This is a genomic window from Pseudomonas sp. P8_241, assembly GCF_034008315.1.
GTDB lineage: Bacteria > Pseudomonadota > Gammaproteobacteria > Pseudomonadales > Pseudomonadaceae > Aquipseudomonas.
Genome location: NZ_CP125377.1, coordinates 1,718,506 through 1,731,158, shown reverse-complemented (window position 1 = coordinate 1,731,158; position 12,653 = coordinate 1,718,506). Strand labels below are relative to the sequence as shown.

Annotated in this window: 9 protein-coding genes; 5 read left to right on the top strand and 4 right to left on the bottom strand. The window is 58.7% G+C overall.

Annotated elements, in window-relative coordinates; genetic code table 11:
* Positions 1-38 precede the first annotated feature (38 nt).
* Both gyrA and mtnA read right to left on the bottom strand, forming a co-directional pair.
* Positions 39-2,693 carry a DNA gyrase subunit A gene (gene gyrA, locus QMK58_RS07775; protein ID WP_053161777.1) on the bottom strand — a complete coding sequence of 885 codons (2,655 nt, stop codon included), beginning with the start codon at positions 2,691-2,693 and terminating at the stop codon, positions 39-41.
* A 373-nt stretch (positions 2,694-3,066) separates the two neighbouring features.
* Positions 3,067-4,143, bottom strand: coding sequence for an S-methyl-5-thioribose-1-phosphate isomerase (gene mtnA, locus QMK58_RS07770; RefSeq protein WP_053161779.1), 1,077 nt, complete (start codon positions 4,141-4,143; stop codon positions 3,067-3,069).
* A 107-nt stretch (positions 4,144-4,250) separates the two neighbouring features.
* Here mtnA and QMK58_RS07765 point away from each other — a divergent pair, with 107 nt between their 5' ends.
* From QMK58_RS07765 to QMK58_RS07745, 5 genes are all read left to right on the top strand, one after another.
* A complete protein-coding gene (locus tag QMK58_RS07765; RefSeq protein WP_320396108.1) occupies positions 4,251-5,585 on the top strand; it encodes a TRZ/ATZ family hydrolase in 1,335 nt (444 codons plus the stop codon).
* A gap of 59 nt (positions 5,586-5,644) precedes the next feature.
* Entirely contained in the window at positions 5,645-6,343 is a 699-nt protein-coding gene (ubiG, locus tag QMK58_RS07760; protein ID WP_053161783.1) for a bifunctional 2-polyprenyl-6-hydroxyphenol methylase/3-demethylubiquinol 3-O-methyltransferase UbiG, read from the top strand.
* A 4-nt stretch (positions 6,344-6,347) separates the two neighbouring features.
* Positions 6,348-7,019, top strand: coding sequence for an N-acetylmuramic acid 6-phosphate phosphatase MupP (mupP, locus tag QMK58_RS07755; protein WP_053161785.1), 672 nt, complete (start codon positions 6,348-6,350; stop codon positions 7,017-7,019).
* A 105-nt stretch (positions 7,020-7,124) separates the two neighbouring features.
* Positions 7,125-7,865, top strand: a complete 741-nt coding sequence (locus QMK58_RS07750) for a YciK family oxidoreductase (RefSeq protein WP_320396107.1) — start codon at positions 7,125-7,127, stop codon at positions 7,863-7,865.
* A gap of 371 nt (positions 7,866-8,236) precedes the next feature.
* Positions 8,237-9,163 (top strand): GGDEF domain-containing protein, encoded by a 927-nt coding sequence (locus QMK58_RS07745; protein WP_053161788.1) that lies wholly within the window; start codon positions 8,237-8,239, stop codon positions 9,161-9,163.
* A 133-nt stretch (positions 9,164-9,296) separates the two neighbouring features.
* Here the strand turns inward: QMK58_RS07745 and QMK58_RS07740 are convergent, their stop codons facing one another.
* Both QMK58_RS07740 and QMK58_RS07735 read right to left on the bottom strand, forming a co-directional pair.
* Positions 9,297-10,058: a TenA family transcriptional regulator gene (locus QMK58_RS07740; protein WP_371259830.1), complete on the bottom strand. Its 762-nt coding sequence runs from the start codon at positions 10,056-10,058 to the stop codon at positions 9,297-9,299.
* A 78-nt stretch (positions 10,059-10,136) separates the two neighbouring features.
* On the bottom strand, positions 10,137-12,596 hold the full coding sequence (locus QMK58_RS07735) for an EAL domain-containing protein (RefSeq protein ID WP_053161792.1): 2,460 nt from the start codon (positions 12,594-12,596) through the stop codon (positions 10,137-10,139).
* Positions 12,597-12,653 lie beyond the last annotated feature (57 nt).

Here is a 12,653-nt window from a genome sequence, read left to right as displayed (position 1 = left end):
AGGGGGCGAATTTTCATCCGCCCCCCCTTTTTACCCGCTTACTCTTGCGGTTCTTCGTCAGCGGCAGCGTCGAGTTGCTGGTCTTCGGCAACGTCGTCGATCACGACTTCACCGACAAACCCTTCACCCTCTTCACCTTCCAGCTCTTCACCCTCGACTTCCGACGGCTCCTGAACCCGCTCCAGACCGACCAGCGTTTCGTCGCTGGCCAGTTTGATCAGGGTCACGCCCTGGGTATTACGACCCAGGCTGGAGACTTCGTCGACACGGGTGCGCACCAGGGTGCCCTGGTCGGAAATCAGCATGATTTCCTCGCCATCGAGCACCTGGACCGCACCGACCAGACGGCCGTTACGCTCGTTGCTGACCATGGCGATAACGCCCTGACCGCCACGTTTGTACTCAGGGAACTCGGTGATCGCCGTGCGCTTGCCGAAGCCACGCGCCGAAGCAGTGAGGATCTGGCTGCCCTCTTCCGGGATCAGCATGGAAATCAGCTTCTGGCCTTCCGGCAGACGCATACCGCGCACACCGCGGGCGGTACGGCCCATGGCGCGAACATCGGATTCCTTGAAGCGAGTCACCTTGCCGCCGTCGGAGAACAGCATGACTTCGCGCTCGCCATCGGTGATGGCCGCGGAAATCAGCACGTCGCCTTCATCCAGTTCCAGCGCGATAAGGCCAACGCTGCGCTGACGACTGAAGGATTCCAGCGGGGTCTTCTTCACGGTGCCGTTAGCGGTGGCCATGAAGATGTAGTGACCTTCGGTGTATTCCTCGACCGGCAGCATGGTGGTGATGTATTCACCATCATCCAGCGGCAGCAGGTTGACCAGCGGACGACCACGGGCAGCACGGGACGCTTCAGGGATTTCGTAGGTTTTCAGCCAGTACACCTTGCCCTTGCTGGAGAACAGCAGCAGCGTGGTGTGGCTGTTCGCAACCAGCAGGTGAGCGATGTAGTCCTCATCCTTGACGCCGGTCGCCGACTTGCCTTTACCGCCACGACGCTGGGCCTGGTACGCAGCCAAGGGCTGGGTCTTGGCGTAGCCACCGTGGGAAATGGTCACGACGCGCTCTTCTTCCGGGATCATGTCACCCAGGGTCAGATCGAGACGGGCATCGAGGATCTCGGTGCGACGCACATCGCCGTATTCGGCGCGGATCACTTCCAGCTCTTCGCGGATCACTTCCATCAGGCGCGTGGCGCTGTTGAGGATGCGGATCAGCTCGCCGATCTGGTTGAGGATCTCTTGATACTCGGCCAGCAGTTTCTCGTGTTCCAGACCGGTCAGACGGTGCAGACGCAGTTCCAGAATGGCTTGTGCCTGCTCTGGCGACAGGAAGTACTTGCCTTCGCGCAGACCGTATTGCGGATCGAGGTTTTCCGGACGGCACGAATCGGCACCGGCGCGTTCAACCATCGCCACCACGGCCGAGGATTCCCAAGGGGTGCTGATCAGCGCTTCCTTGGCTTCCGACGGCGTTGGCGAGGCCTTGATCAGGGCGATGACCGGGTCGATGTTCGACAGGGCAACCGCTTGACCTTCCAGAATGTGACCACGTTCACGCGCTTTGCGCAGTTCGAACACGGTACGGCGGGTAACCACTTCGCGACGGTGACGAACGAAAGCTTCCAGCAGGTCCTTGAGGTTCAGGATCCGCGGACGGCCGTCGATCAGCGCGACGATGTTGATACCGAACACCGCTTGCAGTTGGGTCTGGGCGTAGAGGTTGTTGAGGATCACCTCAGGCACTTCACCGCGACGCAGTTCGATCACGACGCGCATACCGTCCTTGTCGGACTCGTCGCGCAATTCGGTGATGCCTTCGAGCTTCTTCTCTTTGACCAGCTCGGCGATCTTCTCGATCAGACGCGCCTTGTTCAGCTGGTACGGGAGTTCGGTGATGACGATCTGCTGACGGCCACCGACCTTGTCGATGTCTTCGATCATCGAGCGAGCGCGCATGTAAATGCGGCCGCGACCGGTGCGGTAGGCTTCGATGATGCCGGCGCGACCGTTGATGATCGCGGCGGTCGGGAAGTCCGGACCGGGGATGTATTGCATCAGCTCGTCGACAGTCAGCTCGGGATTGTCGATGAGCGCCAGGCAACCGTCGATGACTTCACCGAGGTTGTGCGGCGGAATGTTGGTCGCCATGCCCACGGCGATACCGCTGGAGCCGTTGACCAGCAGGTTGGGAATACGGGTCGGCATGACCGCAGGGATCATTTCGGTGCCGTCGTAGTTCGGCACCCAGTCCACGGTTTCTTTATGCAGGTCGGCCAGCAGCTCGTGCGCCAGCTTGGTCATGCGCACTTCGGTGTATCGCATGGCAGCAGCGTTGTCGCCGTCCACCGAACCGAAGTTGCCCTGGCCGTCTACCAGCAGGTAGCGCAGGGAGAATGGCTGCGCCATCCGAACGATGGTGTCGTACACCGCGGTATCACCGTGCGGGTGATACTTACCGATCACGTCACCGACAACACGGGCAGATTTCTTGTACGGCTTGTTGAAGTCGTTGCCCAACTCGCTCATCGCGAACAGCACACGCCGGTGCACGGGCTTCAAGCCATCGCGCGCATCCGGCAGTGCCCGCCCGACAATTACGCTCATCGCGTAGTCGAGGTAGGACTGCTTCAGCTCGTCTTCGATATTGACCGGGAGGATTTCTTTGGCCAGTTCGCCCATGAGAAGCCTGATTCCTTTTTCTGGTGAAACTTCGTCACATCCATATGGGACCAACGAAGCTCGCCGATACAGGCTGAGTGCCATGCACCGACTTACGACAAATCAACGAGTTATGCCATGGATCTGCGCAGTACGGGTCGCCACTTCGGGCAACCCTGGAAACCGCCGGATGTTATCACAAGAGCCGCCACGCACCTATCCCCCAGACGCGCATGGAGAGTAGTTAGTTGACCGGTGACAGGCTTGAAGGAGACGAGAGAAGCTTAGAGCTTCTTTGAATGCAGATATGAGGCTTGGCTTGCGGATGTTTATTGACTTTCAAGGCCCCATCGCTGGCAAGCCAGCGATGGGGCCTTTCAGACACAACATTCCTTTAATGCAGACGCTTACGGCACATCAACTGCGCCATTTTCGCGGTGTCTGGGCGTTCAACGATGCCTTTTTCAGTGACGATTGCATCAATCAGGTCTGCCGGGGTCACGTCAAACACGGGATTGAAGGCATCGACATCCGCCCCGACCCGCTTGCCGCCAACCTCAAGAAGTTCACGACCGTCACGCTCTTCGATCGGAATGTCGTCGCCGCTGGCCAGTTGCATGTCGATAGTCGAACTCGGCGCCACGACCATGAAGCGCACGCCATGGTGCATGGCGTTGACCGCCAGTTGATAGGTGCCAATCTTGTTCGCCACGTCGCCATTGGCGGTGATCCGGTCGGCTCCGACGATCACCCAGGTAATGCCCTTGGTCTTCATGATGTGGGCGGCAGCGGAGTCGGCGTTGAGGGTCACGGGAATGCCTTCGTTGGCCAGTTCCCACGCAGTCAACCGCGAACCTTGCAACCATGGACGGGTTTCGTCGGCATAAACGCGCTCGACCATGCCCTCGATGAATGCCCCGCGAATCACGCCCAGTGCGGTACCGAAGCCGCCGGTTGCCAGCGCGCCGGTATTGCAGTGGGTCAGGATGGTCTGGGCGTTGCCCTGATGTTTGCGGATCAGGTCCACACCCAACTGCGCCATGGTCAGATTGGCCTCGCGATCACTTTCGTGAATGGCGATGGCTTCAGCTTCCAGCGCCACGAGCGGGTCGGCATTTTCTTTCAAGCGATCAAGCCGGTCGTGCATGCGACCCAGTGCCCAGAACAGGTTGACTGCCGTGGGACGGGAATCGGCCAGCAGCGCAAAATCCTCTTCCAGCGCCGCGTACCAGTCGCCACCCTCGGCAATCCGCTCCCGGGCCGCGAGTACAATGCCATAGGCTGCGCTGATGCCAATCGCCGGGGCACCACGCACCACCATCGAACGAATGGCCTCAGCCACGCCAGCCGCGCTGGTGTAGGCAATCCAGGTTTCCTCGAACGGCAAAATGCGCTGATCCAGCAGATACAGGGCACCGTCACGCCAATCGATGGCCTTAACCTTTTCCGCAGCCAACAGTCGATCGCGCATCCCACACCCCGTACTCAGTAACAAAGCGGCCGATTATAGCGATCCCCCCGCCAAGACGCTCGGGTATACTTCGCCATCCTTTACAAAAGCACTGGAACCCACCTTCGATGCCGAACACTGCCGCTGCGCTCGACCTGTTATTGCTGCCGACCTGGCTGGTACCCGTCGAACCCGCTGGTGTTGTCCTCAAAGAGCATGGCGTGGGCATCCGTGACGGACGCATCGTATTTATCGGCCCACGTTCCGCTGCCCTTAAGCTTAACGCAACCGAAATTCGCGAATTGCCTGACGTGCTGCTCAGCCCCGGCCTGATCAACGCCCACGGGCACGCAGCAATGAGCCTGCTCCGCGGGCTGGCCGATGACCTGCCGCTAATGACCTGGCTGGAAAACCACATCTGGCCTGCGGAAGCCAAATGGGTCGACGAGGGGTTCGTGCGCGATGGCACAGACCTGGCCATTGCCGAGCAGCTCAAGGGCGGTATCACCTGTTTTTCCGACATGTACTTTTTCCCGAAAGTTGCCAGCGAACGCGTGCACAACAGCGGTATCCGCGCGCAGATCGCCATTCCGATCCTCGACTTCCCGATCCCCGGCGCCAGCACCGCGGACGACGCCATTCGTCAGGGTGTCGAACTGTTCGGCGACCTCAAGCACCACGAACGCATCAAGATCACGTTCGGCCCCCATGCGCCCTACACCGTGGGCGATGAAAACCTGGAAAAAATCCGCGTGATCGCCGAGGAGCTGGACGCCTCGATCCACATGCACGTGCACGAGACCGCGTTCGAAGTGCAGCAATCGGTCGAACAGCGCGGTGAACGCCCGCTGGCCCGATTGGCGCGACTGGGCATGCTGGGGCCGCGCTTCCAGGCCGTTCACATGACCCAGATCAGCGATGAAGACCTGCAACTGCTGGTAGAAAGCAACACCCATGTGATTCATTGCCCGGAGTCGAACCTGAAGCTGGCCAGCGGTTTCTGCCCGGTCGAGCGTCTGTGGCAGGCCGGGGTCAATGTCGCAATCGGCACCGATGGCGCGGCCAGCAACAATGACCTCGACCTGCTGGGCGAAACCCGCACCGCCGCCCTGCTGGCCAAGGCCGTCGCCGGTTCCGCCACCGCACTTGACGCCCATCGCGCCCTGCGCATGGCCACACTCAATGGCGCCCGGGCGCTGGGGATCGAGGCCGAGGTCGGCTCGCTGGAAATCGGCAAGGCCGCGGACATCGTGGCATTCGATCTTTCCGGCCTGGCCCAGCAACCGGTGTACGACCCGGTGTCGCAGCTTATATATGCCACCGGCCGGAACTGCGTAAAACACCTTTGGGTCGCAGGCAAACAACTGCTCGACGACCATCGCCTGACACGCATGGATGAAGAGCAACTCAGCGCTACCGCCAAGGCCTGGGGCCAGCGCATCAGCGGCCGCACCGAATCGTAAGCCCCCCGGACCGAACGCCGGGGCAACAGAATTTTTCAAGTTTTTCGAGGACTTAAACCATGAGCAACGTCGACTACGCCGAAATCGCCAAATTCGAGGCCCTGGCCCATCGCTGGTGGGACCGCGAAAGCGAATTCAAACCGCTGCACGACATCAACCCGCTGCGGGTCAACTGGATTGACGAGCGCGTCAACCTGGCCGGCAAGAAGGTCCTCGACGTTGGTTGCGGCGGCGGCATTCTCAGTGAAGCCATGGCGCAGCGAGGCGCAACGGTGACGGGCATCGACATGGGCGAAGCGCCGCTGGCAGTCGCACAACTGCATCAACTGGAGTCCGGCGTGAGCGTCGAGTACCGGCAGATCACCGCCGAAGCCCTGGCCGAGGAGATGCCCGAACAGTTCGACGTAGTCACCTGCCTGGAAATGCTCGAGCACGTTCCAGACCCATCCTCGGTGATCCGCGCCTGCTTTCGCATGGTCAAGCCCGGTGGCCAGGTGTTCCTCTCCACCATCAACCGCAACCCGAAGGCTTATCTGTTCGCCATCGTCGGTGCCGAGTACATCATGAAGCTGTTGCCGCGCGGCACTCACGACTTCAAGAAATTTATCCGCCCTTCCGAACTCGGCGCCTGGAGTCGCATGGCTGGCCTGACCGTCAAGGACATCATCGGTCTGACGTACAACCCTCTCACCAAGCATTACAAACTGGCGGCCGACGTGGACGTCAACTACATGATCCAGACCCTGCGCGAGGAGTAAGCCAATGCCAATCAGAGCAGTTCTTTTCGACATGGACGGCACCCTGCTCGACACCGCGCCGGACTTCATCGCGATTTGTCAGGCCATGCGTGCCGACCGTGGCTTGCCACCCATCAACGATAAACACATCCGTGACGAGATCTCCGGCGGCGCCAAGGCGATGGTCGCAGTGACCTTCGCCATGGACCCGGAATCTCCAGGGTTCGAAGAGTTGCGCCTGGAGTTCCTGGAACGTTATCTCGTGGGTTGCGCCGTTCACAGCAAGTTATTCGACGGCATGGGCGAACTGCTGGCGGATATCGAGAAAGCCAACCTGATCTGGGGCGTGGTCACCAACAAGCCACTGCGCTTCGCTGAACCGATCATGCAACAACTAGGGCTGGCCGAGCGCTCGGCGCTGCTGATCTGCCCGGATCATGTGAAGAACAGCAAACCGGACCCAGAGCCGCTGATCCTTGCCTGCAAGATGCTCGACCTCGATCCGGCCAGCGTGTTGTTTGTGGGCGACGATCTGCGCGATATCGAATCCGGGCGCGATGCCGGCACCAGGACGGCTGCGGTCACGTTCGGCTATATCCACCCGGACGATAATCCGCGGCATTGGGGGGCGGACGTGGTGGTCGATCATCCGCTGGAGTTGCGCAAGGTGCTCGATAGCGCCCTCTGTAGCTGCTGATCAACGTCAAAAGATCGCAGCCTGCGGCAGCTCCTACACCGATCGCCCACGTAGGAGCTGCTGCGGGCTGCGATCTTTCCCAGCTTTTTATGGATTGAGGTTTTTATGTTTGATTATTCCGCCCGCCCCGAGCTGCTCAAGGACCGGGTCATTCTGGTGACTGGCGCCGGTCGCGGCATCGGCGCTGCTGCTGCGAAAACTTACGCCGCGCACGGTGCTACCGTTCTGTTGCTGGGCAAGACCGAAGCCAACCTGACCCAGGTCTACGACGAAATCGAAGCTGCCGGGCATCCACAACCTGCCGTGATCCCGTTCAACCTCGAAACCGCCCTGCCCCATCAGTACGATGAACTGGCCGCGATGATCGAAACCGAGTTCGGCCATCTCGACGGCTTGCTTCACAACGCGTCGATCATCGGCCCGCGCACGCCAATCGAACAGCTCTCCGGCGAAAACTTCATGCGTGTCATGCAAGTCAACGTCAACGCCATGTTCATGCTCACCAGTACACTGTTGCCGCTGCTCAAGCTGTCCCGGGATGCCTCGGTAGTATTCACCTCCAGCAGTGTCGGGCGAAAAGGTCGGGCGTATTGGGGCGCTTACGGCGTTTCGAAATTCGCCACCGAAGGCCTGATGCAAACCCTGGCCGACGAAGTCGACACCGTGGCGCCAGTGCGCTCCAACAGCATCAACCCCGGCGCAACCCGAACCAGCATGCGCGCCCAGGCTTACCCTGGGGAAAACCCGCTGAATAATCCGACGCCCGAAGAGATCATGCCGGTCTACCTGTACCTGATGGGCCCAGACAGTACCGGCGTCAACGGCCAGGCTTTTAACGCTCAGTAAGTGCCGTGTGTCGCTTCCCCCTTGCGGCGAATTTTCGTCGCGGGGGGAGAAATCCCCTGAAACGGGGCTTTTACTGTCAAAGAAATGCCACGCCTGACTGAAGTGGCACTGCCAACTTCATGTATCTAATTGATTTAATTCAAATTTTATTCACTGGAACCGAATGGCACGACTTTCGCTCTAAGTTTGCTCAACAGGCAACGTGAAAGCAGATGGGCAGTGCTTGAGGTGATGAGTTACTCATCTTCAGCAAAGCGGATTAGACTTGTAAGAAATGTCCTACGGGACTGACGGACCAGTACGACGCGCAGCTCAAAGCCGCTCTCACCCAGCTTGTAAGACAGTCTTGCTGCTTAGGGGGCGCACGCCTTATGAAACCACCTTCCCAGACCAACGCAATTGACTTTGATAGCGCCAAATTGCAACGCCTGGGCTTTGGTCAACAGCCTCCCTTTCTGGAGAGGCCGGTCAACCTCGCGCAATTGCGCCAGCAACTGAACGTGCAGCTGCAAACCAGTCTTGAGCCACAACGCATTCTCGGAATTTTCTTTCGCGAAGTTCAGCGCATCGTGCCGCTGGACGCCTTGAGCTATCAACACAAAAGCAGCGACTTGCGCCTGGATTTCGGCCATAGGGGCCATCACTCCATCAGCTATTGCCTCAGCCACGAAGGCGAACACCTGGGTGAGCTGGTTTTTCGTCGCAATCAGCGATTCAGCGAACCGGAACAGGCCCATCTGGAATCGCTGCTGGCCGCGCTGCTCTTCCCGATGCGCAATGCACTTCTTTATCGTGCCGCCACCCAAAGCGCATTGCGCGACCCGCTGACAGACACTGGCAACCGCATCGCCATGGATCAGACCCTGCAACGGGAGATCGAGCTTTCCCGGCGCCACCTGCAACCGTTATCGCTGCTGATGCTGGACATCGACCATTTCAAGCGAGTCAACGACACCTACGGGCACAGTGCCGGTGATGAAGTGCTCAAGGCAGTTGCCGCTTCAATCAAGAACCAACTGCGTAACGTAGACATGGTGTTCCGCTATGGTGGCGAAGAGTTCTTGATTCTGCTGTCAAACACCACCCGCGAAGCCGCGGCGATGGTTGGTGAGCGATTGAGGTTTGCAACGCAAGCTGAGGATTACCAGGTCGATGGACATCCGATCGAACTGACCGTCAGCCTTGGTTGCTCGACCTTGTTACCAGGTGAATCTGCCGACAGCTTGTTGCGACGTGCCGACAGCGCGATGTATGTGGCCAAGCGCGAAGGACGCAATCGGCTGACGATGGCAGGCTGAGCCTTTGGCCTACGCTTTAATCATTGCGGGAGCGAGCCTGCTCGAGAGAGCGATCTGAGATTCAACAATGATGTTGTTTGACAGTCCGCCATCGCGAGCAGGCTCGCCCCCACGGTTGTTTCAAGCGATCGGATCAGCTTTCGGCCAGTTCCGGACGCTCACGGACCACCAACGCTTTTTCCGCGTGCTCCAACTGCATGCAGCGCTCAAGAAACAGGTACATGTAGTCGTAGCTCTTGCACACCGCCTGGCGTAATTCCACCTGCAAGGATTTGCTGGGGTTCATGCCTGCCAATGTGCAGATGATTTCCAGGGCTTCCCATGGATGGGCATCGTCATACTGGGCATGCATCTTCAGCCACTTCATCGCGCGTTTGCGATCTTCCTCGGCAAACGATGCGGCGTAGATGCCATTGGAACAGACCACCGCCGACCATTCGCCGGTCGCCCCTTCAATGGCGTAGTTGGTGGCAGCAATGCCGACAATCAGCGAATCCGCTGAGCTTGTATGCCAGCACCAATGGCTCAGGGCGTGAAGCTCAGGTGCAACCTGTTGCGCCTGCAGATCTTCCAGGCTGACTCCATGAGCGCGGCTCCAGTGCACCCAATAATCGGCATGGTTCAATTCCACGCGAATGTTGCGCATCAGCCAGCGGCGCGCCATGTCCTCGCCAGGATGACGGGCAAAACGGGTCTTGGTGAGGTTTTGTGCCATATACAACGCGAACTGTTCGACCACCGGCCAGCCACCGATCAGGTACTGACGCATGGTCTTCGCACTGAGCTTGTTATCTCGCATGCGTTGATACAGTTCGTGTTCGACAACCCGGCGCTTGCTCTCGCTGCAATCCTGAATCAGGCGCTGGGCCCAAGCGGGATAACTTGCAGCTTCCATGAGGGGTCCGGTTCTGTTGAATGTGTCGATCACTGTCGAGCTCCTTTTGATTGTGATTGTCAGGATCGGCGAGAGATTTCAACGGAACGTGCCAGGCGCCTTTAGCAGCAAAGGCTGAGGCCTGGCAGGACGACTCTGTAAACTGTCGCAGGTAAACGGATGCGGGCGTTCAATCACATACCCTTGAGCATAATCCACCCCGATCTCAAGCAAGGCCTGCTCAATCTGGGGCGTTTCGACAAACTCAGCTATCGTGCGCTTACCCATGACATGGCCGATGTGATTGATCACTTCGACCATGGCTCGGTTAATCGGGTCGTCCAGCATATCCTTTACGAAACTCCCGTCGATCTTCAGGAAGTCTACAGGCAAATGTTTCAGATACGCGAATGAGGACATTCCGGCGCAAAAGTCATCCAGAGAAAAATGGCAACCCAAGCCTTTGAGTTCATTGATGAATCTGATTGCGCTGCCAAGATTTGAAATGGCGCTGGTTTCAGTAATTTCAAAACAAATCATTTCAGGCGGAATCGAATAAGTAACGAACTGTTCCCGCAGGAAGTCGAGAAACGCCTCGTCTCCAATCGTCGTGCCTGACAGATTAATCGCACACATGGCCAACGGCCCCGGGCGCTGCTCGGCCTGGCATTGGGCAATGATTTTGAACACGTTCTGCACGACCCAGCGATCAAGCGAACTCATCAGGCCATAACGCTCAGCGGCAGGAATGAAACTGTCGGGCAGAATCATGCGCCCCGCTTCGTCATGCAAACGCAGCAAAATCTCTATATGCCCGCCGTCCTTGTCAATGTGACCCAGGGGCGCGATCTCCTGGGCATAGAGACAGAAGCGGTCCTCTTCCAATGCCATGTGCAGGCGCTGCACCCAGGCCATTTCGCCGAAGCGCAGGGACAGTTCAGAATCGTCCGGATGATAGACCTGAACCCGGTTACGCCCCTTTTCCTTGGCCATATAACAGGCCATGTCCGCGGTACGTAGCGAGGCTTCCAGCGTGGTCGGACTCTGCGCGACGTGCACCAACCCGATGCTCACAGTGGTCACGAATGGCCGGCCTTTCCAGACGAAATGCAGGTTTTGCACCGTCTGGCGCAGGCTCTCGGCAATTTTTTCAGCGACCTCCAACGAACAGTTTTCCAGCAAGATGCCGAATTCGTCGCCGCCCAGGCGGGCCAGGGTATCGCCTTCGCGCAATCCCGATTGCAACAACGCGCAGATGTGTCGCAACAACTCATCACCCGCCGCATGCCCACAGGTATCGTTGACCAGTTTGAACTGATCCAGATCGAGGAACATCAAGGCATGTCGCCCTGAGTAGCGCGTCAGATTGTGCAGCGCCTGCTCCAGGCGATATTCGAACTCGCGGCGATTGGCAAGGCCGGTCAAGGCATCGTGGGTTGCCTGCCAGGACAGATTGGCGATGTATTGCCGCTCCTGAGTCATGTCGTGCAACACGAGCACCGCTCCGCTGACCTTGCCGGCGTTGCGGATAGGCGCACCGACCAGCGTGACCGACACCGTGCTGCCATCAAGACGCTGAATCAACTTGGAATGCTCGCTACCTCCACTGAGTTGGCCGCTCAAAATGTGCTCGATCAACGTAAAGCCGTCGGCCTGGGCATTGTCATCCAGCAGGTTGAACAATGCTGCCAGCGGCAATCCCGTTGCCTGCTCGGCTTTCCAATGGGTCAACGCCTCAGCGGCCGGGTTCATGTAGGCAATCGCGCCCGAGACATCCGTGGTGATGACTCCGTCGCCAATCGATTGCAGTGTGATCTGCGCCCGGTCCTTCTCCAGTTGCAACGCGTCGGCAAAAGCATGACGTTGCTTGAGCAGTTTATGGGTGCGCATCAGCGCCAGCACGATCAAACCCAGTGCAGTGGCCAGATTCGTCCATAGCAGCAGACGAAGTATCATCCGCGAACCTTCACCCAGCGCATCGCTGAAGGCTTTTGCGGCTGGAGTCACGCCTTCGTTGATGGTGAGAATCTGTTCCTTCCAGCGTTGGATATCGGCTTGCGATGCCCGATTCGCGGTAATGCCCTGATGCATCTCCCGGGCTACATCATCAAGCCGGACCAGATACGAGTCCCCGAGCGTCCAGAGATCAATAGCTTTCTCGAGATAACTGAAGTGCCGGAAATTGAGGTACAGCCAGATCAGGCTGGAGACATCGTCGGGATGATTGCCTCCCTTGAGGATGGCTATGCGCGCTGCTTCGATATCCGGTGGTTGATGGTCCAGGGCCACCCGCAACTCGTGGCCTCCCTGAGGCACCGAAATGGCGTTCTGGTATTTGTGGAAAATCGCCTCATCACGGCTGTCGCCGTAGAGATTGAGGTAATAGATGGCGTCTTTCTGGCCTTTGGACCACAGGCTTTCCCCGGCAACATAGCCACGTACCGCCGACAGCACATAAAGGCTGACGCCACCCAGCAGGGCCTGAAATATCACGACGGCGATAAATGGCCAGACGATGCCCAGCAGCCGTGGCGTTCCGAGTGTCCGCACTTGATTCATGAGGTCCCTTGCTTTAGCACTGCTTGCTCGCCATCCGGGCGAAATCGCTACAGCTAG